Genomic DNA, 24,349 nt, shown 5'->3' on the forward strand with positions numbered 1-24,349 from the left:
CCGCCGGAGGCGTTTTCTTCTTGGGCCTCCGGGGCCAGAGAGGGCGCTGCCCTCTCTGGACTCTCCCGCCAGAGGGACTTCGTCCCTCTGGACACCCTTTCCGCTTCGCAACCGGGAGCGAAACTACAGCCCCTTGGCGGCCCTCCGCTCCACGGCGGAGAGAATCTTTGCCGCCACGTCCTCCGTGGGGCAGGGCTTGAGCAGATAATCAGACCCGCCCTTGCCCATGATCTCCGCCGCGATGTCCACGGAGGCGTGCCCGGTGAGCACGATGACCTCCAGGTTGGGGTCGAGCTTCTTGAGCTCGGCCAGCAGCTCCACGCCGGACATGCCCGGCATCTTCACGTCCACCAGGGCCACGTCGAAGGCTCCCGGCGCGAAGGCCTCCAGGGCCTGCTCGCCGCTGAAGGCCGTGGTCACCTCCATCTGGCGCATGGAGAGCAGCCGGGCCAGGGTGGAGACGAAGCGCTCCTCGTCGTCAACTATGAGCAGGCGGATGGGGCTTTGCATTGCTTGGCTCCGTGCCGGGCGCTCCGGCGGGCAGTGTTATGGTGAAGACAGCGCCGGACCCGGGCCGGTTGGCCACGGTTATCAAGCCGCCGAGCCGGTCCACGATCCGCTGGGTGATGGCCAGGCCAAGGCCGGTGCCCTTGCCGGGGGCCTTGGTGGTGAAGAAGGGGTCGAACACGCGGGAGAGGTGCTCGGCCGGGATGCCGGGGCCCGTGTCGGCCACGCGGATGTAGGGCCGTCCGTCGGGGTGCAGGCCCGTGGAGGCGGTCACGCTGCCGCCGGGGCCCACGGCCTGCATGGCGTTGACCAGCAGGTTGAGCACGGCTTGGCGCAGCAGGGGCGGGTCCACCGGGACGGGGGGCAGGCCCGGCTCGTATTCGCGGCGCAGGGTGATGTTGCGCGGCGAGGCCTCGCGCTCCACCAAGCGCAGCATGTCCTCCACGAGGCGGCTCAAGTCCGAGGGCTGGCGCACGGGCTTCCAGGTGCGGGCAAGGCCCAGCAGGTTGTGGGTGATGTCCGCGCAGCGGCGCACCTGGGCCTGCACCCCGGCCAGGCTCTGGCGCAGCTCGGCCGCGTCGGGCTGCGGCTGGGCGAGCAGATGCCCCATCCACTCGGCCTCCTGGGTGATGACGGCCAGGGGGTTGTTGATCTCGTGGGCGATGCCCGAGGCGATCTCGCCGATGGCGGCCAGCTTCTGGGATTGCAGGAGCTGCTCGTCCAGGGCGCACTTCTGCGATTCGAGGCGCAGCACGCACTCCTGCGAACGTCTGAGCAGCCGCCAGGCCAGCAGGCAGGCCCCCGCGGCCGGCAGCAGGGACCACGGCGGCGGCGCGACCGCCGTCAGCAGGATGAGCGCGGCGGCAGCCGCGCCCTGCGCGAATTGGCTGGTGGCGAACCGTGGCGACGGGGTCATGGGTGGGCCGGGATGGGCTGGAAACAGGATGAAGAAAGGCGGGAACGGGCGCACGCGGCGGCACGGCACCTGCGCGCAGGGGAGGCCCTCCGGCGGGCAAAGGGCTGCGCCTTTTGGAATCCCATGCCTGTCATGCGTTCTCCGCTTGCGCAGGGGCCGAGGGAGGCGTCCGCCGGGCTGAAGGTTAGGCCCCGCCGCCGCTCAGGCGCTTGCGCTCGTAGGCCTGGCCGATGGCGGCCAGCAGTTCGTCGAAATCCACAGGCTTGAGCAGATACGAGTTGGCCCCGATGGACATGCCCAGCACGCCCGACTCCACGGAGGCGTGCCCCGTGAGGAGGATGACCTCCACCTCGGGGGTGCGCTTCTTGAGTTCGCGCAGCACCTCGATGCCGTCCATGCCGGGCATCATGATGTCCAGCAGGGCCACGTCGAAGCTCTTGCGGCCGAGCAGCTCCAGGGCTTCCGGGCCGGAGAGGGCCGTTTCGGCCTCGAAGCCCCTGCGCCGCAGCCGCTTGACGATGGTTTCGTTGTAGTCCCGCTCGTCGTCCACCACCAGAATCCGCGCCTGTTCCATGCCGCCTCCTTGTCAGACCGCCGGGACGTAGACGGTGAAGGTGGTCCCCTTGCCCACGGCGCTCGTCACGGTGATGCGCCCGCCCAGCTTCTCGATGATGCCGAAGGCGATGGCCAGCCCGAGCCCGGTGCCTTCGCCGGGCTTCTTGGTCGTGAAGAAGGGGTCGAATATCTTGTCCAGCGTTTCCGGTGGGATGCCGCATCCCGTATCCACGAATACGGCCGCCAGCTCGTTCTTGTCGGCGTCGAAGCGGGTGGTCAGGGTGATCTGCCCGTTTTTGCCGATGGCGTCGATGGCGTTGTCGATGAGGTTCAGGAACACCTGCTGCAACTGGGTCGGGTCCGACTTGGTGGGGGGCAGGTTCTCCCCGAGGTTCAGGCGCACCTCGATGTTGCGCAGCAGGGCCTCGGTCTTGAGGAACTGCACGGTCTCGCCCAGGAGCTTGTTGAAGTCCACCTCGTGCAGGGAGGGCTCCATCCTGCGCGCGAAGCCGAGCATGCGGTGGGTCACGGTCTTGGCGCGCTCCACGTGGTGCTCGATGCGGTGCACGGAGTCGTAGATCTCCTTGTATTGGGGCACGGCCTTGACCTCGTCCTCTTCGAGCAGGTCCTTGATCCAGCCGGCCTGCTCGCGGATGATGGCCAGGGGGTTGTTGATCTCGTGGGCCACGCCCGCAGCCATCTTGCCCAAAGCGGCCATCTTGCCGGACTGGGTGAGGTTGGCGTCCAGTTCGGCCTTCTCGCGTTCGGCCTTCTCCAGCCTGCGCACCATGGTGTTGGTGACGATGACGGTCCCGGCGATGATAACGGCCACACCCCCGGCCAGCAGCAGCCAGACGAGGTATTCGGCCTCGAACAGGGGGCGCAGCTCGTCCTCGGGGTCTTCGCGGATGACCAGCATCCAATCCTTGTTTTCGAGCCAGGTCCAGCCGTACAGGTAGGAGCGGTGGCTCACCGTGAGCTCCTGCACGCGCACGCCCTGGAAGCGGCCCTCCACGCGGAAGGGCAGCTCCATGTCCTCCATGGCGTGGCCGCCGAAGCGGGGGTTGGTCTGGAGCACCAGCTTGTCGTTGAGCAGGAAGGCGTCGCCCTTGCGGCCCATCTGCACGCGCTTCACGAAGGATTCGAAGATGTCGGAATCGATGGTGGCCCGCACGATCCAGGAGCGGTTCCCCTCGCGCCGCAGCACCGCGATGATGATGTGCGGAACCTTGCGGAAGCCCAGAAACACGTCCGAGATGTAGACGCCCTTGGACGTGACCTTGGAGAACCACTCCTCGTTTTTGTAGTTCAGGCCCTCCAGGTTGTAGGGGCCGGCGTAGGCCATGTGGTAGCCGTCCATGCCGATGACGCCGATGTCGATATAGTAGCGGGTGGAGCTCTGCATGAGCGCGAAGATGCGCTCCAATGTGGCCTGATCGGAGGATTCCTCGTAGCTGAGGGCGCTTGCCAGGGTGGTCACCTGGCTCAAACGCTCGTTGAGGAAGAGGTCTATGGCGTTGCGCTTGCTCTCCACCAGAGTGCGCAGGTTGCCACGGAGGGCGTCCTGGTAGGCGCTGGAGAAGCGCTGCTTGACGCCGATGCCGAGCACCAGCAGGGGCAACAGGGAGAAGCCCACCGTGAAGACGATGATGGAGAGGCGCAGGCGTTTGAAGTCGAGTGTTTTCATCTCCCCGCCAAAGAGGACGGTCGCTTGTTACTTTGAGCGCATGGTAACGTGATGGACAGGCAGGGGCAAGTCCGTCTATGCAGCGGGTGACCATTTTTGAGGACACCATGAACATTCTCGGCTTCCACGGCGCACATCCGGTGCTGCTGCTGGCCTTCCCCCTCATTCTGGCGATCGTCCTGGCCGGCCCTGTGCTGCTGTGGCGCTGCCGGGCTAGGCTGGGGCGCGACAGGCATCGCCTGTTCATCCGGCTGTACTGCGCCGTGCCCGTGGCGGCCCTCGTCGCGTTCGCCCTGGGCGCTCATGACTGGATCAGCCGCCTTTTCTTCTACCTCAGCCTGCTGGCTACCCTGACCACGCTGGACGTGCTGCTGGCCCTGGCCGTGCTGCGCCCGGCGCGCGCATCAGGCGCGTCGGCGATCACGCCTGGGCACGACGGCTCCAGGCGGCGTTTCCTGGCCCTGGGCACCATGGCCGCGGCGGGGTCGCTGGCCGTGGTCCCCGTGCTGCGCGGAGGGGAGGGCGAGGCCGCAACCCAGGTGATCGAACGGCGCATCGAGCTGCCGCGCAGCCCCAAGGCCGCGCCGGGCAGGCCGCTGCGCCTGAGCCTCATCACCGACCTGCACGCGGGGTTCTTCCTGCCGGACGCCAACCTGGAGCAGGCTCTGGCCCTGGTGCGCGGCTTTGGGCCTGACGTGATCGTGTTCGGGGGCGACCTGGTGGAATACCACCTGGAGGCGGCCGCCCAGACAGCGCCCTTCTTCAAGGCCCTGGCCAGCGTGGCCCCGGTGTACGCGGTGCTCGGCAACCACGACTGCTACATCGACCCCGGCGTCGTCACCGCCTTCCACCAGGGCAACGGGGTCATCCCCCTGCGCGACCGGCGCGTGGACCTGGCCGGGCCTTGGGGCCGCTTCCAGCTCTGCGGCTCGCGCGACTTCTGGGAGCCCGACAGGCGCATGACCTGCCTGGACGGGGCGGACCTGGACTCCACCCTGCTGCTGGCCCACAACCCGCAGAAAGTCCTGGGGCTGCCCGCATCCAGGCTGCCCTGGCTGAGCCTGGTGGGGCACACCCACGGGGGCCAGATACGGCTGCCGCTTCTGGGGCCCCTGGTCAACCAGGCCGACCGCCGCCTCGGCCCGGGTCTCAACGAGTTGGACGGCCGCAGGATCGTGCTCTCCGCCGGTCTGGGCTTCGCCGGGCTCCCCATCCGCCTGGATTGCCCCCCGGACGTGACCAACATGGTCGTGCTGTGAGCGCGCCGGAACCGGTCCTCTGGGACGGGCTGGGGCTGGATGCCCCTCCCGGCTGGGAGCCAGCCGCCCTGGGCAAGGGCTACCTGCGCCTGGACGACGCGGACGGGCCGCGCCTGACCCTGCGCTGGCAGCGCGTGAAGCCTGGGCTGGCCCCTGCGGGGGTGCTGGGCAGGCTCAAGCGTAAATACCGCTTCAAGCAGGACGAGGCCCCCGGGCGGATGGCGAAACAGTTGGGCGAGGCCCTGGCCCCGGTCGGCGCGTCGTTGGCCTGCCTCGGGCCGGACGGGCGCGAGGCCGTGCTGTTTGTGCTCCCCGGCCCCCCGGCAACCGAGGGTGCGGGGCTGGCCGTTCTGGCCGCGCCTCATGTTCGCCCTGGCGAGAGCGCCCAGCCCTGGCTGGACTGCGCCCGCAGTCTGCGCGGCGCGGACCAGGGCCTGCTGCGCCTCTACGACGTGGCGGCACAGGCCCCGCCGGGCTTCGCCCTGGCGGAGTGCAGCGTCCAGTTGGGGCACTTCAGATTCCTCTACCGGGCCGGGAGCTCCAGCCTGGAGTACCACCGCTTCGCCCCGGCGCAGGCCATCCTGCGGGGCACCAGCCTGGAGGCCTGGGCCGGGAAGGTCTTCCCGGACAGGCGCGGCAGGGCGCGGGTCTTCGTTCCGGGGCGGCTCCCCGGGGCGAGGGGGGGCGCGGGGGAGGGCTTCGCGGCGGCGCTCCATCCGCCGGTGGAGGTCCAGGCCAGTCCGGCCCGGCGTCTGGCCGCGCGGTGGCTGCCCGCCCTGCGCCTGTTGCGGGCTGCGGTCTGGCTCGGGGACGAATCCAGGATTCTGGCCGTGCTGGCCGTGCACACGGGGGAGCTTTCCCCGCAATTCTTCAAGGAGGTCTGCGCGCGCCATGTGGTTCAAACGCCGCCCAGCCAAGCCGGTTGAGCCCGCCCACGCCGACCCCCCGGAGAACGTGGAGGAGAGGCGGCGCAACCTGGACATGCGCCCCGCGCGCAACCGCCTGGTGCGCGAGGAGCGCACGGAGCAGGGCTTCGCGCGGCTGATCTATTTGAGCGCCTACAAGCCGTGGTTCGCAGGCGTGGCCCGGCGCCTCGGCATGTGGGACGGCAAGCCCCTGGAGCGCAAACTGGAGCTGGACGAGCTGGGCACCTTCTGCTGGGAGCTGATCGACGGGCGCAACTCCGTGCGGGACGTGGCCGCGCGCCTGGCCGGGCACTACGGCCTGCCCGGGCGCGAGGCCGAACTGGCCGTGGCGGGGTTCCTGCGCGAGCTGGGCAGGCGGGGGATCGTCGGCCTGCGCGATTAGCAGCCTGTTGAAAAATTCCCGCTGGCGGCGTCGCTTCAAAAAAGCCAAACCCTCACGTAGGCCAACTACGCATCGGGCTTGGCTTTTTCTCGCGCCTTGCCGGCAGGTTTTTTGAACGGGCTGCGGCGATCGGCTTTCGCGACGGCCTGACGGGCTCTGCGTGATTAGGGCTTCGCCTCCGCTTCGGGCATGCGCTTGAAGTGGTAGCCCGAGTAGTACAGCCCGTCCTCTTCGGCCCGGAGCGTCGCGCCCGAGCCGATGCCCAGGCCCGCCACCACGGCCTGGTCGTCCCCCAGGGGGACGAGCGGGGTCACGGCCGGAATCGCCGGGGCGTCGCCTCCGGGGAGCGACACGCCGAGCACGGCCATGAGCTGCCCGTCGCGCACGGTCAGGGCCAGGGCCTTGTAGCACAGCCCGGCGCATTCGCCCGAGGCGGCGTACACGCCCTGCCGGGCCATCCAGGCCGCTGGGATGGTCTTGTTCTGCAGCTTCACCAGGGGCACGGGCCTGGCCCGGCCCCTGAGCACCAGCACGTCCAGCCCGTCGGGGTGCATGTGCTCCAGGTATTCCTCCTGCCCGGCCTTGGGCAGCAGGGGCAGCAGGCTCTTCTCCGCCTGCAGCCGCAGCAGGCCGCCCCTGGCCGGGGTGAGCTCCACGTCCCTCCCTTCCACGCTGGCCTTGAGCACGCCGTCCACCAGCCGGATGGTGCTGAGCAGGCCGCCTTCCCCCGCATAGTCGCCCGCATAGGTGGCCAGCTCCTCGGGGGTGAGCTTCTCCGGCCGGAAAGCCTCCGGCCTGAAGACGCGGCTGCCGGGCACAGGACGGGCCCCCGCGCCGGGGCGCGAGGCCGCGGCCAGCTCCAGGGCCTTTACCGCCAGGTCGGAGATGAAATGCGCTGCCTCCTGGGTGTTGGCCATCACCACCACCCCGAGCTTGCGGTTGGGCTCCATGGCCATGAAGGCCTGGAAGGGCAGGGCGGTGCCCGCGTGCCAGATCAGTCGGCTGCCGTCGGAGAGGTTCAGGCCGGAGAGCATGAACCCCAGACCCATCTGGAACTCGAAATCCAGAGGCAGGCCGGGGAACTGCGGTGTGACCATCTGGCGGAAGAACCGGTGGGAGAGCACGTCCCCGCCTCCGGCCAGCATGGCCTGGATGAAGGCGGCCATGTCCGGCGCGGTGGAGTAGAGCGAGCCCGCGGGCATGTCGCGCAGGGCGGGGCGGGGAGCCTCCTTGCCGCCGGAGTAGCCCTGCGAGTAGCGCGGGGACAGCTCGGGGGTCATCACGTAGCTGGAGCTGGCCATGCCCAGGGGCTCCAGCAGGCTCCAGCGCATGGCCTGGTCGAAGCCCATCCCTTCCACCTTCTCCACCATGCGCCCCAGCAGGCTGAAGCCCACGTTGGAGTAGCGCCAGAGCTTGGCCGGGGGGGCGGCCATGCTCTCCTGCGCGAGGGAGGGGATGTACGCCGCCAGGGCCTGCGGGTGTTCCGACCACATCCCGGCCACCACGTCCGTGGGCAGGCCCGAGTGGTGCGACATGAGCATGCGCGGCGTGATGTGCGGGTCCGGCCCGAAGCGGCTGCGGATGGAGAATTCCGGGACGTAAGCCCGGATGTCGGCGTCGAGGTCCACCAGCCCTGCCTCGGCCAGTTGCATCACGTGCGCGGAGCTGACCACCTTGGAGATGGAGCCCATCCGGAAGATGGTGTCCAGCTCCGCCGGGACGCCCTTGGCCTCGTCGGCCCAGCCGTAGGCCTGGGCCCAGAGCACGTGCTGGTCGTCCACCACGGCGATGGAGAGCCCCTTGATGTCGTAGCGGGACATGTTCTTGCGGATCTCGGCTTCCAGTTCCTTGACTCCCGTGAACGTCCCCCTGGCGGCCCGGGCGGCGGGGCACAGCGTCAACGAGGCCGCGAACGCCAGCAATGCGGCGGTGAAGACAATCCTACGCATCGAGCTTCTCCAGGATTTCGAACAGCAGGCGGCTCAGGTTCCCTCCGGAACTCCGGGCCACGGACAGCACCTCCTCGATGCTCACCTCGGCCATGCAGTCGGGCAGGTTCTTGTTCACCAGGCAGGAGAGGCCAAGCACCTCCAGCCCCATGTGCTTCGCCGCGATGGCCTCCATCACCGTGGACATGCCCACGGCGTCCGCGCCGATGGCCCGCAGGAAGCGCGTCTCGGCCGGGGTCTCCAACTGCGGCCCGGCCACCCCGGCGTAGACCCCCAGCTCCAGGCGCTGCCCGAGCTTCATGGCGCATTCCTGGGCGATACGAAGCAGGCGGGGGCTGTAAACCCGGCTCATATCGGGGAAACGGGGGCCCCAGGAGTCCTCGTTGGGGCCGGTGAGGGGGCTCTGGCCGGTCAGATTGACATGGTCCACAATGGCCAGTAATCCTCCCGCGTTGTACTTTGGGTCGAGCGCCCCGGCCACGTTGGTGACGATCAGCGTGCGTGCGCCCAGCAGGGCGGAGACGCGCACCCCCATGCAGACCTGGCCCGGTGTGTACCCCTCATACAAATGGAAGCGCCCCTGCCACACCAGCACGGGCCTGCCCCGGAGCACTCCGGCCAGCAGGCGCCCGGCGTGGCCCGGCACCGTCGATTCGGGAAAGCCGGGTATGTCCCGGTAGTCCGCCGAGAGCACAGGGGCCAGGCCGTCGGCCACGTCGCCCAGGCCCGTGCCGAGGATGACGGCGGCCTCGGGCCTGAAGCCGGGGGGCAGCGCTCCGGCAAGGTGCTTCGCGGCTTTCTCCACAGATATTCTGTCCTGCATTGGGCGTGCCTTCTCCGGGTAGTTTGACGAGGAGAGTTGTAGCGATGGACATAGCGACCCTGCTCGGGTTGACCACCGGCGTCGGGCTGGTGCTCGGCGCCATCTTCATGGGCGGCTCCCTGCTCCAGTTCATGGACCCACCGGCCGTGATGATCGTGGTGGGGGGCACGCTGGCCGCCATCTGCGTCAGCCATCCTCTTGAGGAAGTTGTACAGGCCTTCAAGGCGGGCTTCAAGATTTTCGCCTCGCGCAAGGTCACCGCGCAAGAAGTGGTCAACGTCATGGTGCGCATCGCGGACATCTCCCGCCGCGAGGGACTGCTGGCCCTGGAGAAGATCCGCACGGACAACATGGTGCTCAAGAAGGCCTGCAAGCTCATCGCGGACAACGCCGGGCCGCAGCTCATCCAGGACACGCTGCGCATCGAGATCCACTCCCTCAGGCGCCGCCACCAGATCGGCGAGACGGTCTTCAAGTCGCTGGGCACCTTCTCGCCCGCCTTCGGGCTCATCGGCACGCTCATCGGCCTGGTGCAGATGCTGGCCAGGCTGGAGAACCCCAAGACCCTCGGCCCGGCCATGGCCGTGGCCCTGCTCACCACCTTCTACGGCGCGCTGCTGGCCAACCTCGTTTTCCTGCCCGTGGCCGGAAAGCTCAGGGCCCGCACCCAGCAGGAGCTGCTCAACCTGGAGATCATCTTCGAGGGCGCGCGCTGCATCCTACAGAACAACAACCCCGTGCTCGTGCGGGACAAACTCTCCTCCTTCGTGCCTCCCAAGGAGAGGACCTATGGCGGATGACAACGGCCTCTTCGGAGAGGAGCATGGGGACACCTCGCTGCCCCAGGTCTGGGTCATCACCCTGGCCGACCTCTCCATGCTGCTCATGGCCTTCTTCATCTTTCTGTTCTCCCTGGCCTCGCTCAAGCCCGAAGGCGTGAACGAGACCCTGGAGAGCGTGCGCAAGCAGCTCAAGGGCGACCCCGCCCGCATGAAGCCACTGGGCAAGCCCGACGACGCGGCCAAGGAGAAGGCCCTGGAGCAGGTGAACCTGCGCGAGCAGCTCATCAGGCGGGAGCGCCAAGTCTACGAGGACCTCACCGCCTTCTTCAGGGGGCGCGGCGAAACCTCCATGCGCACCAGCCTGGACGGCGCGAGGGCCACCATCTCGGTGCCCACGGACGGCATGTTCGCGCCCGGCGACCCCGGCCAGCTCACAGATTTGGGCCGCCAGCGCGTGATGGCCGTTAAGGATTTCCTGGCCCGCCACCCGGACCAGCGCGTGCACATCAAGGGCTTCACGGACGACACGCCGCCGCCCCCCCAATCCAGGTTCCGCAACAACTGGGAGATTTCCTCCCTCGAAGCGGTGACCGCCTTGCGCTTCCTGCTCTCCCAGGGGGTGCCCCCGACACGGTTGACATCCACCGGGTTAGCTGATTTAGAACCTCTTTTCCCCAACACGAGCGACGCGAACCGGGCTCGCAACAGACGCCTGGATTTCGTCCTGGAAGTGCAGGTTGAGGGATGAACGAACTGGAATTCAGCTACGAAGGCGACGCCAACGAGCATCGCAAGGCCTTCAGGGCCAGCTTGCCCGGGCTGGCCGCGCTGGCGGCCGGCGCGCCCGAACCCTACCACGTGGGGGATGTCAGCGTGGGCGGCCTCTCCCTGGCGGACCCGCAAGGCTTGCTCCAGCCCGGCGGCGAACACACGTTCGACCTGGTGTGCAAGGGGCGCAAACTGATTTCCGGCCTTGCGGCCCGGGTGGCCAGGCGCAACGGCGACCTGGCCGGGCTCACATTCATGGGCCTCGACCAGCTCCAGGAGCAAAAGCTCGACAAGCTGGTGCTGGAGGTCCAGAAGTATCAAATCACTCAAAGCAAAAACCGTGGGTGCCACATTGACGACGAGCACGCGACATAAAGTACTGGTTGCGAACCGGGGCGAGATCGCCATGCGCATCATCCAGGCCTGCTGCAAGCTGGGCCTGGATTTTGTTTGCGTCTACACTGCCGAGGACGAAGCCTCGGGCCACCTCTCCCTGGCCAGGGAGCTCGGCGGGCAGGCCTTCCGCATCAGCTCCTACCACGACGCCAACGAGATCATGGCCGTGGCCGACCATGCCGGGGCCACAGCCGTGCATCCGGGCTACGGCTACTTCGCGGAGGACTACCGCTTCGCCCGCCGCGTGTGCGAGCGCACCCGCCCCATGATCTGGATCGGACCCAGCTGGCGCGTGATCCGCACCCTGGGCGACAAGATCAACACCAAGCGCCTGGCGCGCTCCCTGGGCGTGCCCACGGTGCCCGGGTCCGACAGGCCCGTCTACGACGAGCTCGAGGCCGAGGAGATCGCGGACTCCCTGTTCCGCTTCCAGGCCGAGCAGGGCATCGACCTGGCCCGCGTGCTGGTCAAGGCTTCGGCGGGCGGCGGCGGCATGGGCATCGAGGAGGTCCACAACCTGGACCACTTCAAAACGGTGTACCGGCGCATCCGCAACTACTCCAAGCGCCAGTTCCACGACGAGGGCGTGCTCATCGAGCAGCGCATCCTGGACTTCAACCACCTCGAAGTGCAGATCGCGGCGGACCGCCACGGCTCCATCGCCCACTTCGGCACCCGCAACTGCACCATCCAGTCCACCGGCCGCCAGAAGCGCGTGGAGATCGCCCCGGGCTTCGCGCCGGACCAGATCAAGTACAGCTTCGACGCCGCCAAGGTGCTCGACGACATCACCAACCACTCCCTGGCCATCGCCAAGGAGGTCGGCTACGACAACGTGGGCACCTGGGAGTGGATCGTCACCCCGGCGGGCCAGCCCTTCCTGATGGAGGTCAACACCCGCATCCAGGTGGAGAACGGCGTTTCAGCCGCCATCTCGCGCCTCAAGGGCCAGCCCGGGGTGGACATCATCAAGGAGCAGATCCGCATGGGCCTGGGCGACCCCATGGGCTTCACCCAGCAGGACATCACCTTCGAGGGCATCGGCATCGAATACCGCATCATCGCCGAGGACCCCGCCAACCGCTTCACCCCCTGGGTCGGCCGCATCGACCGCTTCAACCCGCCCCAGGCCCCCTGGCTGTCCATGCATTCCCAGATCCCGCAGGACAAGCCCTACGTGATCCCCACCGAGTTCGACCCCAACCTGGCCCTGGCCATCATCTGGGGCAAGGACCTGGCCGAGGCCAAGTCCCGCGGAGTCGAGTTCCTGGACCGGCTGGTGCTCCAAGGCCAGGACCAGGAAGGCAACCCCATGAAGTCCAACATCGCCTTCCTGCGGGAAAAGACGTCGGACATCCTGGTGTTCTAAACAACGCCAACACACGAAGCCAACCAACCCTATGGATATCGAAAAAAGCACCCAGGAGCTGGCCGACAGGCTCCAGTACATCCAGGACATCTTCGGCTCCCGCCAGCCCGGGGACGTGGCCCTGCTGGCCGAGAAGCTGGCCGAGTTCCGCGCCAGGGAGCAGGCCGAGGGCATGCCCCAGAAGGTCAAGCTGCTCGCCCAGATCCAGGACCTCTTCGACTTCGTGGAGAAGAAGCTCGACGCCGAGCTGGTCCCCATGGACAAGGTGCGCATCGTGCGGCATCCGCAGCGCATCACCCTCAAGGACATCCTCGAGTTCGTCTACGACAACTACACCGAAATCGGCGGGCAGGACGAATACTCCATCGACCCCTCCATGGTCATCGCCAGGGCCTACATCACCCGCCGCATCGGCGACAAGGTGCACAACCAGCCCGTGATGGTCATCGGGCAGGAGAAGGGCCACGGGCAGGAGTTCCGCAACGGCGGCTCCGTGAAGCCCTGGGGCAACGCCAAGGCCCTGCAGTACATGAAGGTCGCGGAGACGGAGAACATCCCCATCCACACCTACGTGTTCACCCCCGGCGCCTTCCCCGTGGAGGACTACCCCGGCGCGGCCCAGCAGATCGCCCGCAACCTCTATGAGATGGCGGCCCTGCGCGTGCCCGTGGTCGCCTGCTTCTCCGAGGGCGGCTCCGGCGGCGCCGAGGCCATCGCCCTGGCCGACACCAGGCTGATGCTCTCCCACGGCTACTACTCCGTCATTTCGCCCGAGGGCGCGGCGGCCATCGAGTCCGGCATCCGCCAGGGCCAGCGCGCCCCGGTGAGCATGATCGAGGAGTGCGCCGAGCGCCTGAAGATCACTGCGGCCGACAACCTGCGCATGGGCTACATCGACCGCGTGGTGCACGAGCCGCCCCTGGGCGCGCGCCCCCACCACTACGACTTCTTCAAGCGCCTGCGCCAGGAGATGATCATGGCCACGGACGAGGCCTTCCTGGGCGTGAAGGGCCTGGGCCTGATCCGCGGCATGGCCCTCAAGCGCCGCAAGAAGGACGCCGTGGCCGACCCCGAGTCCATGTTCGTGCGCTGGGTGCTGGACGAGGGCGCGGCCGACCGCCTGGTCTGGAAGCGCTACAGCAAGTTCCGCAACATGGCCAAGGGCGCCATGCGCGACAAGACCCCGGCCTCGCGCAGGCTGACCGACAGCCTGCAGCAGGTCTCCTGGTCGACCTATTCCTACCTGCGCTACGAGTTCCTGCGCACCTACGGCAAGAAGCTCATGACCCTGGCCGAAGAGACCAGGGCCGAGGCGGGCGTGGTGCTGGAGAAGGTGCTCAGGCCCTTCAAGAGCGGCGGCGCGCGCAAGGTGGACACCCAGACCATCCAGAAGCTCACTGAGCTCTCCTGCGCCGAGGAGGGCATCTGCCTCACCGGCGACTGGGACGGCGGCTATGTGAGCCCCAAGGCCCGCGAGGACAAGGCCGTCACCTGCCCCAACGCCTCCACCCACGGCTGCCTGGACCTCTGGGCCCCGGACCTCTTCGGCGACTTCGCGGGCGTGTGCCAGTACTGCGGGCACCACTTCCCCATGGAGTACCAGTGGTTCATCCACAACGTTCTGGACAAGGACTCCGCCATCGAGTTCGGCCAGGACGTGGAGGCGGGCAACCCGCTGGACTACCCCGGCTTCGACCAGAAGATCGAGGAAGCCAAGCGCAAGAACAAGATCAAGAGCTCCTGCCTGACCTACGAGGCCTCCATCGACGGGGTGAAGATCGTCATCGGCGTGCTGGTGGCCCCCTTCCGGGGCGGCACCGTGGGCGCGGCCGAAGGCGAGAAGTTCATCCGGGCCCTGTCGCGCGCCCGCAAGAAGCACTACCCCTTCCTGGCCTACGTGCACGGCACGGCGGGCATCCGCATCCAGGAGGGCACCAACGGCGTCATCCAGATGCCCAGGGCCACCATGGCCGTGCGCCGCTACATCGAGGCGGGCGGGCTCTACACCGTGCTCTACGACACCAACTCCTACGCGGGCCCGGTGGCCAGCTTCCTGGGCTGCTCGCCCTACCAGTTCTCGGTGCGCTCGGCCAACATCGGTTTCGCCGGCCCCGGCGTCATCAAGGAAACCACCGGCATCGACATCGCGCCCGACTACCACAAGGCCTACAACGCCTTGGCGCGCGGCCACATCCAGGGCATCTGGGACCGCCGCGAGATCAGAAACAACCTGGTGCAGGCCTTCCAGACCATCGGCGGCCGCAACCTGTACTACCGCTAGGGGGTCATCCGTGCAGGACGTGAAAGCCATCCTCGAGGAAATCAAGGCCTCGCCGTACGAGGAAGTCGCCATCCTGGCCCCCCACGCGGGCAAGGTGCAGTTCAAGGTGGCGGGCGAGGGCACCAAGGTCTACGCTCCCTCCGGCACCTGGAGGGAGAAGCCCGGCACCCTGCTGGCCTCCCTGGAGCGCGAGCGCAACCCCCGGCCCATCACCTGCACCCGCAAGGGCGAGGTGCAGAGCGTGAACACCCAGCTCGACGGCACCTTCGTCGAAGCCGGAACCCCGCTCATGGTGCTGCGCCACTTCTTCACCAAGGAGGAAGTCACCCAGGCCATCCTGAAAAAGGTGCTCTTCCTGTTCCCCGCGCCGGAGAGGGCCAAGTACCTCTTCGCCCCCGAGGTGGACAAGAAGGTCAAGGTCTCGGGCTGCCAGTCCATCAAGGTGAAGGACGGCATGGACCTCTTCATCGTCTCGCGCATGAAGCGCGAAAAGCCGCTGGCCTACAACGGGCCCGATGGCATACTCTACGCCGTGTACTTCTCCTACGATCAGAACGTGGACGCGGGCCAGCCCCTGGTCAGCGTCTGCCCGGAAAACCAGATGGACATGATCCGCGACGTGGTGAACCGGGTGCAGTCGGACTGGGAGGAGCGCGAGTAGCGCTACGGAGAGTGCCCAGCCAGGGCGCGAAGCCGGATGGGAGTCCAGAGGGCCGAAGGCCTTTTGGCCGCCGGAGGCTTCCTCGTCCCGGCGGCAGGCGTTGCATGCGGCGCGGTGAGCGCCGCGACACCTCTTCCAGGAGGCGACGGTATGAGCAAGCTGCTGCAAGTGCGCGTGAGCGTCTCGACCCTGGACGTCGCCGCGGTGGAGCGGGCCTGGCCCACCCTGTGGGACATGGCCTATCCCCCCGGCAACGACTACGCCCCGGCCAAGCAGGGGGTGCTCGAACTGGTGGACACCCTGCACGCGCGCATGGCCGCCGGGGAGCTCTCCCCGGCGATCCGCAAGGGCCTCGCCCCCGGGCTGGAGGCCGTGAGCGGCCTGGTGCGCAGCCTGCAGGACGCCCTGGGCACCTGGAACGTTCACGAGGCGCAGGCCCTCACCCAGAAGATCGAAGATGCGCTGGACGCCCTGGAAGACAGGGCGGGAACGCTGTAGGCCCATAATCATACGGACCGCAACGCCGCCCTAGGCGACGGCGGCACGACACACACGCAATCACCTGGAGGTGCCGCATGGCCGGCAGCGTCAACAAGGTCATTCTTATCGGCAGGCTCGGGCAGGACCCGAAGCTCACCTATCTGCCCTCGGGCCAGCCCGCGGCGGAGTTCTCCCTGGCCACGGACGAATCCTTCAAGAACCGCGAGGGCCAGAAGGAAGAGCGCACCGAGTGGCACCGCGTCAAAGTGTACGGCAAGGTCGCCGAGACCTGCGCCAACTACCTGAGCAAGGGCCGCCTGGTGTTCATCGAGGGCAGCCTGCGCACCCGCAGCTGGGACGACCAGCAGGGCCAGAAGCGCTACATGACGGAGATCGTGGTCTCCGGCCCGGGGCACACCGTGCAGTTCATGGACTCCAAGGGCGGCGGCGTGGAAGCGGCTCCCGGCGGCGAAGGCGGCTGGGGCGAGCGCAGGGGCGGCGGCCAGCCCCCCAGGCAGCAGCAGGGCGGCGGACGCCCCCAGCAGCAGAACCGCGAGGACGACCTGGGCCCCGCCTTCCCCTCGGAGGCCTCGGGCATGGACGACGTGCCCTTCTAGACCCTCGCCCTCGAGCATCGTTGCAAACGAGAGAGCCCGCACTTGGCGGGCTCTCTTTTTTTGTCCGGGGCGGGGAGGGGCTACACCTGCCCCTCCTGGATGAACCAGAGCAGGTCCGCGTTGACCTGGTCCTTGTGGGTGGTGCACATGCCGTGCGGCGCGCCGGGGTAAACCTTGAGGATGGAGCCGGGCACGAGTTTGTGGGCCATCATGGCGGAGGCCCCGATGGGCACGATCTGGTCGTCGTCGCCGTGCAGGAACAGGGTGGGCACGTCCACCTTCTTGAGGTCCTCGGTGAGGTCCGTCTCGGAGAAGGCCTTGATGCAGAAGTAGCTGGCCGGGAACCCGGCCGCCATGCCCTGGCGCCAGAAGGCGTAGCGCACGCCGTCGGAGGCTTTGGCCCCGGGACGGTTGTAGCCGTAGAAGGCCGTGGGCAGATCCTTGAAGAACTCGGAGCGATCGGCCTGCACGCCGGCCCTGATGCCGTCGAAGACCTCCATGGGCAGGCCCCCGGGGTTGGCGTCGGTCTTGAGCATCAGCGGCGGGATGGCCCCGATGAGCACGATCTTGGCCACCCGCTTGGAGCCGTGCCTGCCGATGTAGCGCACCACCTCGCCGCCTCCGGTGGAGTGGCCCACATGGATGGCGTCCTTGAGGTCCAGCTCCTTGACCAGGCGGTGCAGGTCGTCGGCGTAGGTGTCCAGGTCGTTGCCCTGCCAGGGCTGGTCGGAGCGGCCGTGGCCCCTGCGGTCGTGGGCGACGGCGCGAAAGCCCCTGGAGGCCAGGAAGAACATCTGGTCCTCGAAGGCCTCGGAGGAGAGCGGCCAGCCGTGGCTGAACACCACGGGCTGCCCGGCGCCCCAGTCGTTGTAGTATATTTTCGTGCCGTCCTTGGTCTTGAAAGTGGGCATATCCCGTCTCCTTGGGGGGCGACCCGATGCGTCCGCCCCCCCGTTCGCGTATGGGGTCAATTTCGCGGCCCGCCTTCGAGGCGGCGGGTCCGCGCCGGATCACGCTAGTACATCTTCAAACATTGTTCCTTTTCCGCCGCGCAGTCCTCCTGGCAGGCCTTGCGCTGGCCGGAGGGGAGGCTTGCGCAGCGCTCCTTGCACTTCCTCAGCTCGCTGGCGCAGTAGGAGGGGCTCTTGCCGCTTTGCAGCGCCGGGTAGACCTTGGAGTCCTTCAACAGGGGCAGCGGGTCGATGGGCGTGCCCGGGCCGGACTCGTCGATGAAGTGCATGGCGCCGTCCTTGTCGCGGTAGAAGAGCCTGCCCGCGTTATCCAGCGAGTAGGGCCGCTCGTCGCCCTTGAGGTAGAACACGCTGCTCTCGCCGTTCTGCTCGGTGACGACGCCGCGCCGCTGAATGGTGTGCAGCGCGCCCTGGTCGTCCACGTAGTAGAGCTGGCCGTTGTCGTCCTTGTAGACGCGGGTGGGCCGCTGCTGCGTCCCGTCGGACCCGGGGGCCGGGGCGGGCTTGTAGGCCGTGGCGTCGGCGCACCACAGGGCCAGGCAGGCCGCAAGCAGGATCAAGGCCATGAAAGTCGGGCGCAGGGAGGCGCGCGGCGTAGGGAACATACACTTCTCCATGTGTTTCGGGTTGATGCGGTGCTGCGGCGGGCCGTACTCAGCGGTCCTTGCAGTTGCGGCGGATCTCTTCGCAGGCGGCCAGGCAGTTGGGCCTGTCAGCCGCCTGCCTGGGGGATATTCCCCGGCATCCGGCCAGGCAGCTCTCCACCTGCGCGGAGCAGGGCTGCGCGGGCGGGGCCTTGGCCGCGCTGCCGGGGATCACGGTGTAGGGTTCGGGCCTGGGCGGGGGAGGGGGCATGCTCTCCACGGGGTGAAGCCGCCCGGAAGCATCAAGGTAGTACAGTCCGGCGGGACCGCGTTCCACCACGGGGCGGTCGTCGTCCTCGAGGTAGTAGAAGATGCCCTCCACGCCGCCGGGGTCGCGGGCCTCGCGCACGATGCGGTGCAGGACGCCCTTGTCGTCCAGGTAATAGCGCTCGCCGCTTTCCGTGCGCACGACGCGCCCGCCGGTGTCCTGGCCCTGGGCGCCGGCCGGGCGCGGAGCAGTCAGGAAGGCGCAGGGCGCAAGCAGGGCCATCAACAACATCATCCGGCACATACGTCTCATGGGGCCTCCTCAGGTTGGAGAATTGCCCTATCCTTGCACCTTTTCACTCCGGGACGTCAACAACCGGATGACGCGGACTCACGTGGCCTCCACCGCGTCCGCGAGTCGTTCCGCCAGCCCCAGGAGCTCGGCGGCATTCTCCAGGCCGTCCAGGAAACGCCTCGGAATGCCCCGCAGACCCGTCTGCGCCCCGGCGAGGGCGCCGGTGAGGATGGCCCGGGCCTGGTTCTGCCCTCCGCCGTTGACCGCGTGGAGCACGGCGGATTCGAAGTCGCCCTTGAAGCGGGCCGCCAGGTAGTACGCCGCCGGAAGCTGGTGGTAGATGGCGCAGGGCATGCCGTAGACCAGGGAGACCTTCCAGGCCGGTTCGATGCTGATGCCGGGGTCCACGGCTGCGGCGGCCATGTAGGCGGGCGAGAGCAGCGCGTCCGGGGATGCGAAGCGCCCGGCGCGCGGCGGGTCCGGGTCGCCGGGCCGCGGCGGCTGGAGGTCGTCGCGGGTGACCGCGTGGAAGGGCAGCTCGCCCCGGTGCACCAGCTCCATGAGCCTGCCGGAGATGTGCGCGTCCAGGGGGTGCCCCTGCACCAGCTGCCCCAGCACCGAGCAGAAGGCCACGGTCAGGGAGAGCACCAGGTCGTCGCCCTGGGTCAGGGCGGCGTTGCGGGCCACGGCCGTGGCCAATTGCCCAGGATGCAGGGCGTAGCGCACGGCGATTGCCAGGCAGCGCTCGATGGCCTCGGTTGTGTCGGCCGGGCCGCCGGGCTCGCCCCAGGCTCCGCCCTGGAGCACGCGCCTCCTCCAGGCCTCGCGGATGGACTGGCTGGTGTAGCCGCCGGGTCCGCTGGCCGGGGTGCCGTCCAAATGGGGGAAAAGTTCCTGGTCCAGGCGGCGGCAGAAGTCCTCCTGGTCGTAGCCGCCGCGCTCGGCCAGGGAGCGCAGCGTCAGCGCCAGGATGAAACCCGCCTGCGAGCTCTGGCCCGCCTTGAGGCCCTCGTGGTAGCGCCCGGGCCTGGGGTCGGTATAGCCGTCGATCCAGTCGCCGTAGTCGCGGCGCAGTTGGCCCAGGTCATAGTACCAGTGGGGGCCGAGGCCCAGGGCGTCGCCCACGAAGGCGCCCATGATGGCGCCCACGGCCCGCTCGCGGATGTCGGGGGTGTTCGGCATGACTTCGCTCCTTTTGAGGGGATGCACCCGTAATATCCCCGCATCGCCTCCGAACGCCAGACGAATGTGCCGCCTGGGGGCGAAATCATGGAAAAACAAAGGGCCGCTCCCCGGCTGGGGAGCGACCCTTCGAGCGTCCGGGCGCAAAGGCGGCTCAGCTGATGCCCAGGGCCTCCAGGGCCCAGAAGCAGAGCGCGGCCACGGAGGCGGCGGCGGGGATGGTCAGCACCCAGGCCACCACCAGGTTGCCCGCCACGCCCCAGCGCACGGCGGAGAAGCGCTTGGAGGCCCCCACCCCGATGACCGTGGTGGAGATTGTGTGCGTGGTGCTGATGGGCGCGCCGAAGCCGGAGGCTCCCATGATGACCAGCGAGGCGGCGGTCTCGGCGGCGAAGCCGTGCACGGGCTCCAGCTTGAAGATCTTGTGGCCCATGGTCTTCACGATCTTCCAGCCGCCCATGGCCGTGCCCAGGCCCATGGCCACGGAGCAGACCACCTTGACCCAGAAGGGGATGGTCACCTCGGGCAGCTGGCCGAAAATCACCAGGGCCAGGGTGATGATGCCCATGGTCTTCTGGGCGTCGTTGAGGCCGTGGCTGGTGGCCATGAAGGCCGAGGAGAGTATCTGCAGCTTCTTGAAGGCCGTGTTGATGGTGTGCGGGTGCGCCTTCACGAACATCCAGGTGATGAGCACCATGAGCAGGTAGCCGCCCAGGAAGCCCGCCAGCGGCGAGAGGAACAGCGGCAGCAGCACCTTCTTGGCGATGGAGGCGTAGCTTGGGGCGGCCCAGCCCTTGTAGGCGATGGCCGCGCCGATGAGCCCCCCGATGAGCGCGTGGGAGGAGGACGACGGCAGGCCATAGTACCAGGTGAGCACGTTCCAGAAGATGGCCCCCAGCAGGGCGGCCAGCACCAGGATGCGGCAGCCCGAGACCATGTCCGGCCCGACGATGCCGCTGCCCACGGTGTGGGCCACCTCGGTGCCCAGGAACGCGCCGAAGAGGTTGAGGGATGCGGCCATCAGCACCGCGGTCCTCGGGGAGAGCACCTTGGTGGAGACGATGGTGGCGATGGCGTTGGCCGAGTCGTGCGCGCCGTTGGTGAAGTCGAAGACCAGGGCGATGAGCACGATGGCCACGAGCAGCAGGGGGACCTCAAGCATTTTTGAGCAGCACCCCTTCGAGCACGTCGCTTAAACGCTCGGCCCGTTCCACGGCCTGCTCGATGCGGCCGTAGACGTGGTTCCACTTGATGACGTGCAGCATGTTGTGCGGCTCGTCCTTCTTCTGGTCGAAGAGTTCGCCCAGGCCGACGAGCAGGAGCATCTCGCACTCGTACTTGTGGGCCTTGATCTTCTCGATGTTCTCCTTGGCCTGTTTGTTCTTGGAGAGCTTGTCCAGCACCTCCCCGGCCTCCTCGATCATCACGCGCAGCGAGCGCACCAGGCGGCGCGAGGGGTAGAGTATCTCGCCGCAGTCGAAGAGCCCGATGCGGGTGGCGGTGGCCTTGATGTGGTTTATCAGGGCCTCCTGGGTGATGTTGATCTGGTGTATGTCCTCGCGGTCCAGGGGGGTGATGAACGTGGAGGAGAGCTCGGCGGCGATGTTGCGCGAGATGGTGTTGGCTTCCGCCTCGATGATGTTGATGAGGGTGCAGCGGTCCTCGACGTCTTCAAAGGTGTTGAAGAGCTCGTCGAGGATGACGACCGCTTTTTTCACCTTGCGGTTCTGTTCTTTGAAGAGGTCGAAGAATTTGACCTCCTTCGGGAATAGGCTGAATCCCATGCGGGCTCCTTGCGGCGGTTGTGTATTTCGTCTCAGCCCTGGGCCTTTTCGGCCTGGGGGCTGGCTGTGTGCAGGAGGTCGGTGACGATGCCGCTCATCTCCTGGCTGCGCTTGAGGATGGTGCCGAGCATCTTGTCCATCTGCTCAGGGTCATTGGGGGGGGACTCCACCAGGGTGGCGGCGTAGCCCTGGATGCTGGTCAAGGGCGTGCGCAGTTCGTGCGAGGCCTTGATGACGAACTCGCGCAGGATGCGCTCCGCGTTCTTGATGGGGGTAACGTCGTGCAGCACCAGGACCATGCGGCGCTTGCCCTTCTGTGTGGTGTAGGGGGCCACGTCGACGTCCACGTCCGGGCCGTCGGCCAGCCGGGCCTGGAAGCGGATGGGCTGCGGGTCGGGCGCGCGCAGGGCCTCGCTCACGGCTTCGAACAGTTCGAGCCCCAGCCCGGCCTCCAGCATGTGCCTGCCGGAGCAGTCCCCGCTGCGCGAGCCCAGCAGGGCGGCAAGGGCGTCGTTGTGGGCCAGGATGGAGCCCTGCTCGTCCAGGATGGCCACCCCGTCGTTCATCTTGGCCAGCACGGCCTCGAACTGGCTGCGGGTGTCCAGCAGGTGGCGCAGGTGCTTGCGGTTGCGCTTGGCCAGGGTGTTGATGGAGTCCATCAGGGGCTTGAACTCGGAGCCGGGGCAGACGCGGATCTTGTCGGAGGCCTCGGGCGCGTCCATCTGGCTGACCACCTCGCTGAAGGCGCGCAGGGCACCCTGGGTGCGGCGGATCAGGAAGAATGCCAGGGCCGCCGCGCACAGGGCCATGACGCCCACCACGGCCAGGAAACGCTGGCTGGACTGGGTCAGCTCGGTCTGCACGGCGGAATAGGGCGAGGCGATGCGCAGCACGCCGTCGGGCACGCCCGCCAGCCCGCCGATCTTGCGGGCGACGTAGAGCATCTGGGTCTGGAGGGTGGCGCTGAAGCGGGTGGACTTGCCCGTGCCGGAGGCCAGGGCGGTGATGATCTCGGGGCGGTCGGAGTGGTCTTCGAGCTTGCCCAGGTCCTGGTCGGGCACTTCGGAGTCGGCCAGCACCTTGCCTGCGGCAATGTAGGTGATGCGCACCTTGAGGTGGGTTCCAAGCTCATGGATGCGCGCCCGCAGGGCGGCATCGCCGGCGTAGGGGGCCTTCTCCGCCAGCAGCCAGGCGACCACTTCGGCGGTGTTGGCCTCGCGCTCCTCGAATTCGTTGACGAGGGTCTCCCCGGCCCGGTGGCTGCCCTGGTAGTAGATGACTATGGCCGCAAGCAGCAGGATCGACAACGCCACTGCGAGCAGGCGCGCGAAGTAGGAGCGGTTTTCCATGGGGGATACCTCGTGTCGTGGGGCGTAACGCTTTCGCCGACGTTCCGTGACACGACGGTCACTATCAGGAAGGCGGGCGTCTGAAAAGCCCGGGAGTCGTTCTGCGGGGGAGTATCAGGCCGGTTTGCGCGGCCGCCAGCGCCAGAGCAGCCAGGCCAGCGGGGCCAGGGCGGCGGCCTCGGCCAGTTCGCGCGGGGCGCGCCCGGAGAGCGCCAGCCAGAGCCCGGCGGCCAGGCAGGCGCAAGCGGCGGCCAGGGCGGCGGAGCGCAGGCTCATGAAGCCCGTCCGGCGCTGGCAGTAGCCCACGGTGCATACGCCCACGGCGGCCTTGGTCGCCACGATGGCCACGGCCGCACCCATGAGCGGCGCGCCGGGCACCAAGAGCCAGCACAGCCCCATGCCCACGAGCAGCCCTCCGGTGTAGACGGCCAGCAGCAGGCGCTCCCGCCCGAAGGCCAGCATCATGTAGGCGGCCAGGTTGTGCAGAAAGGCGATCATGATGGAAGGGGTGAGCAGCGGTGCCACCCAGGCGTACTGGCGGTAGCCCTCGCCGAAGATCAGCGGGATGAGCCTGTCGGACTCCATGGCCAGGAAGGCCATCACGGGCAGGCTCACGGCGGTGAGGGTGCGGGCCGAGCTCCGGGCCAGGTGGGCGAAGCCCTCCTTGTCGGTGCGCCAGAGCTTCACCAGCAGAGGGTAGATAACCCCGGAGAGCAGCAGGGAGGCCACTAGGTTGGAGGCCCCGTCCACCAGCTCCCAGGCCACGCCGTAAGCCCCCACCAGTTCCGCGCCGCCGTGGCGCTGCAGGAAGAAGACGTTGGCCTTGTTGTAGCCGATGGCCGCCAGGGCCATGCCCACGAACACCAGCCCGCCCACGGCGGTGCGCCAGGCCCGGGCCACGCCGCGCCGCCCAAGCCCGAGGCCCGAGACCTCCTCCCAGCGCAGGGCCAGGCAGGCGCTCCCGGCCAGGTTCAGCAGGTTCTCAAGCACCTTGAACAGCCCGAAACTCCAGGCGGGCCAGCCCAGCCACACGGCGGCCAGGGCGTAGCCGTAGCCCGCGGCGGCCGCGACGGAGCGCACGTAGGCCTCCAGGTCCTGCCTGCCCTGCACGCGCAGGGCCACGAAGAAGGAGCCCGCCAGGGGCTCCAGGCCGCAGCCTGCGCAGATGCCCAGCGACATCCAGAGCAGCCCGCCGGAGTAGCCTTGCAACAGGCAGAAGCCGAGCACCCCGAGCATGCCCGCGCCCAGGAGCGCCGCCTTGATGAGCCCGTACTGGGCCAGCACGTGGCCCTTGTCGCCCCAGCGGCGGGAGAGGGCCACCACCATGGGCTGGTTCAGGCCGAACTCGCCCAGGAACAGGATGAACTGCGCCAGGGAGAAGGCCAGCACGAACTCGCCGTAGGTGCTGGCGCTGGCCCGGGCCAGCAGCACGATCAGCAGCGTGTGCAGGCCGTCGCGCACCCACTGGGCGCAGGCCAGGTGCAGGAATTTCTTCAGGATGGAGTGCTGGGTCTTCATGGGATGTTTTCGTGGCGGGCTGATTCGTATTGGGTTAACTG

At 68.1% G+C, this 24,349-nt stretch carries 25 protein-coding genes; 11 read left to right on the top strand and 14 right to left on the bottom strand.

Annotated elements, in window-relative coordinates; genetic code table 11:
• Positions 1–123: 123 nt before the first annotated feature.
• The 4 genes from MLE27_RS11200 to MLE27_RS11215 all read right to left on the bottom strand — a co-directional run bounded on the left by MLE27_RS11200 (position 124) and on the right by MLE27_RS11215 (position 3,665).
• A complete protein-coding gene (locus MLE27_RS11200; protein ID WP_243312162.1) occupies positions 124–510 on the bottom strand; it encodes a response regulator in 387 nt (128 codons plus the stop codon).
• Complete coding sequence (locus MLE27_RS11205) at positions 479–1,423, bottom strand: sensor histidine kinase (protein WP_243312163.1); 945 nt, start codon at positions 1,421–1,423, stop codon at positions 479–481. Before MLE27_RS11205 ends, MLE27_RS11200 begins: the two co-directional genes overlap by 32 nt.
• A 184-nt stretch (positions 1,424–1,607) precedes the next feature.
• Positions 1,608–1,997 carry a response regulator gene (locus MLE27_RS11210; RefSeq protein WP_243312164.1) on the bottom strand — a complete coding sequence of 130 codons (390 nt, stop codon included), beginning with the start codon at positions 1,995–1,997 and terminating at the stop codon, positions 1,608–1,610.
• 12 nt (positions 1,998–2,009) lie between these two features.
• Positions 2,010–3,665 carry an ATP-binding protein gene (locus MLE27_RS11215; protein ID WP_243312165.1) on the bottom strand — a complete coding sequence of 552 codons (1,656 nt, stop codon included), beginning with the start codon at positions 3,663–3,665 and terminating at the stop codon, positions 2,010–2,012.
• A gap of 107 nt (positions 3,666–3,772) precedes the next feature.
• On the opposite strand from MLE27_RS11215, the gene MLE27_RS11220 reads away from it, so the two are divergent.
• From MLE27_RS11220 to MLE27_RS11230, 3 genes are read left to right on the top strand one after another with little or no spacing between them, the layout of a single operon-like run.
• Positions 3,773–4,924: a metallophosphoesterase gene (locus MLE27_RS11220; protein WP_243312166.1), complete on the top strand. Its 1,152-nt coding sequence runs from the start codon at positions 3,773–3,775 to the stop codon at positions 4,922–4,924.
• Positions 4,921–5,850 carry a hypothetical protein gene (locus tag MLE27_RS11225; RefSeq protein WP_243312167.1) on the top strand — a complete coding sequence of 310 codons (930 nt, stop codon included), beginning with the start codon at positions 4,921–4,923 and terminating at the stop codon, positions 5,848–5,850. The genes MLE27_RS11220 and MLE27_RS11225 overlap by 4 nt, the downstream gene beginning before the upstream one ends.
• Positions 5,816–6,232 carry a PqqD family protein gene (locus tag MLE27_RS11230; protein WP_243312168.1) on the top strand — a complete coding sequence of 139 codons (417 nt, stop codon included), beginning with the start codon at positions 5,816–5,818 and terminating at the stop codon, positions 6,230–6,232. The genes MLE27_RS11225 and MLE27_RS11230 overlap by 35 nt, the downstream gene beginning before the upstream one ends.
• A 164-nt stretch (positions 6,233–6,396) precedes the next feature.
• Here MLE27_RS11230 and MLE27_RS11235 read toward each other — a convergent pair whose 3' ends face one another.
• A complete protein-coding gene (locus MLE27_RS11235) occupies positions 6,397–8,181 on the bottom strand; it encodes a serine hydrolase domain-containing protein (RefSeq protein WP_243312169.1) in 1,785 nt (594 codons plus the stop codon).
• Positions 8,174–9,004, bottom strand: coding sequence for a purine-nucleoside phosphorylase (locus MLE27_RS11240; RefSeq protein ID WP_243312170.1), 831 nt, complete (start codon positions 9,002–9,004; stop codon positions 8,174–8,176). Before MLE27_RS11240 ends, MLE27_RS11235 begins: the two co-directional genes overlap by 8 nt.
• Before the next feature lie 44 nt (positions 9,005–9,048).
• On the opposite strand from MLE27_RS11240, the gene MLE27_RS11245 reads away from it, so the two are divergent.
• From MLE27_RS11245 to MLE27_RS11280, 8 genes are all read left to right on the top strand, one after another.
• Positions 9,049–9,804, top strand: a complete 756-nt coding sequence (locus MLE27_RS11245; protein WP_243312171.1) for a motility protein A — start codon at positions 9,049–9,051, stop codon at positions 9,802–9,804.
• Complete coding sequence (locus tag MLE27_RS11250; RefSeq protein WP_243312172.1) at positions 9,794–10,534, top strand: OmpA/MotB family protein; 741 nt, start codon at positions 9,794–9,796, stop codon at positions 10,532–10,534. The genes MLE27_RS11245 and MLE27_RS11250 overlap by 11 nt, the downstream gene beginning before the upstream one ends.
• Positions 10,531–10,929 carry a PilZ domain-containing protein gene (locus tag MLE27_RS11255; protein ID WP_243312173.1) on the top strand — a complete coding sequence of 133 codons (399 nt, stop codon included), beginning with the start codon at positions 10,531–10,533 and terminating at the stop codon, positions 10,927–10,929. The genes MLE27_RS11250 and MLE27_RS11255 overlap by 4 nt, the downstream gene beginning before the upstream one ends.
• 31 nt (positions 10,930–10,960) lie before the next feature.
• Positions 10,961–12,319: an acetyl-CoA carboxylase biotin carboxylase subunit family protein gene (locus MLE27_RS11260; protein WP_243312174.1), complete on the top strand. Its 1,359-nt coding sequence runs from the start codon at positions 10,961–10,963 to the stop codon at positions 12,317–12,319.
• 31 nt (positions 12,320–12,350) lie between these two features.
• On the top strand, positions 12,351–14,600 hold the full coding sequence (locus MLE27_RS11265) for a carboxyl transferase domain-containing protein (RefSeq protein ID WP_243312175.1): 2,250 nt from the start codon (positions 12,351–12,353) through the stop codon (positions 14,598–14,600).
• A 10-nt stretch (positions 14,601–14,610) separates the two neighbouring features.
• The gene (locus MLE27_RS11270) at positions 14,611–15,261 is read left to right on the top strand and encodes a biotin attachment protein (RefSeq protein WP_243312176.1); all 651 of its coding nucleotides are present in this window, start codon (positions 14,611–14,613) and stop codon (positions 15,259–15,261) included.
• Between the two features lie 150 nt (positions 15,262–15,411).
• Positions 15,412–15,759, top strand: a complete 348-nt coding sequence (locus tag MLE27_RS11275) for a hypothetical protein (protein WP_243312177.1) — start codon at positions 15,412–15,414, stop codon at positions 15,757–15,759.
• 77 nt (positions 15,760–15,836) lie between these two features.
• Positions 15,837–16,358, top strand: coding sequence for a single-stranded DNA-binding protein (locus MLE27_RS11280; protein ID WP_243312178.1), 522 nt, complete (start codon positions 15,837–15,839; stop codon positions 16,356–16,358).
• Between the two features lie 80 nt (positions 16,359–16,438).
• Here MLE27_RS11280 and MLE27_RS11285 read toward each other — a convergent pair whose 3' ends face one another.
• The 8 genes from MLE27_RS11285 to MLE27_RS11320 form a co-directional block, all read right to left on the bottom strand.
• Positions 16,439–17,269 (bottom strand): alpha/beta fold hydrolase, encoded by an 831-nt coding sequence (locus MLE27_RS11285; RefSeq protein ID WP_243312179.1) that lies wholly within the window; start codon positions 17,267–17,269, stop codon positions 16,439–16,441.
• Positions 17,270–17,373: 104 nt separating this feature from the next.
• The gene (locus MLE27_RS11290) at positions 17,374–17,934 is read right to left on the bottom strand and encodes a hypothetical protein (RefSeq protein ID WP_243312180.1); all 561 of its coding nucleotides are present in this window, start codon (positions 17,932–17,934) and stop codon (positions 17,374–17,376) included.
• A 49-nt stretch (positions 17,935–17,983) separates the two neighbouring features.
• Positions 17,984–18,493, bottom strand: coding sequence for a hypothetical protein (locus MLE27_RS11295; RefSeq protein ID WP_243312181.1), 510 nt, complete (start codon positions 18,491–18,493; stop codon positions 17,984–17,986).
• A 78-nt stretch (positions 18,494–18,571) separates the two neighbouring features.
• On the bottom strand, positions 18,572–19,657 hold the full coding sequence (locus MLE27_RS11300; protein WP_243312182.1) for an ADP-ribosylglycohydrolase family protein: 1,086 nt from the start codon (positions 19,655–19,657) through the stop codon (positions 18,572–18,574).
• A 154-nt stretch (positions 19,658–19,811) separates the two neighbouring features.
• Entirely contained in the window at positions 19,812–20,819 is a 1,008-nt protein-coding gene (locus MLE27_RS11305; RefSeq protein WP_243312183.1) for an inorganic phosphate transporter, read from the bottom strand.
• On the bottom strand, positions 20,812–21,441 hold the full coding sequence (locus tag MLE27_RS11310; protein WP_243312184.1) for a DUF47 domain-containing protein: 630 nt from the start codon (positions 21,439–21,441) through the stop codon (positions 20,812–20,814). Before MLE27_RS11310 ends, MLE27_RS11305 begins: the two co-directional genes overlap by 8 nt.
• A gap of 32 nt (positions 21,442–21,473) precedes the next feature.
• On the bottom strand, positions 21,474–22,790 hold the full coding sequence (locus MLE27_RS11315; protein ID WP_243312185.1) for a histidine kinase dimerization/phospho-acceptor domain-containing protein: 1,317 nt from the start codon (positions 22,788–22,790) through the stop codon (positions 21,474–21,476).
• A gap of 114 nt (positions 22,791–22,904) precedes the next feature.
• Entirely contained in the window at positions 22,905–24,308 is a 1,404-nt protein-coding gene (locus MLE27_RS11320) for a lipopolysaccharide biosynthesis protein (protein ID WP_279355796.1), read from the bottom strand.
• Positions 24,309–24,349: the final 41 nt, after the last annotated feature.

Origin of the sequence: Fundidesulfovibrio agrisoli (genome assembly GCF_022808715.1) — a bacterium.
In the GTDB taxonomy this organism is placed as follows: Bacteria; Desulfobacterota; Desulfovibrionia; order Desulfovibrionales; family Desulfovibrionaceae; genus Fundidesulfovibrio; species Fundidesulfovibrio agrisoli.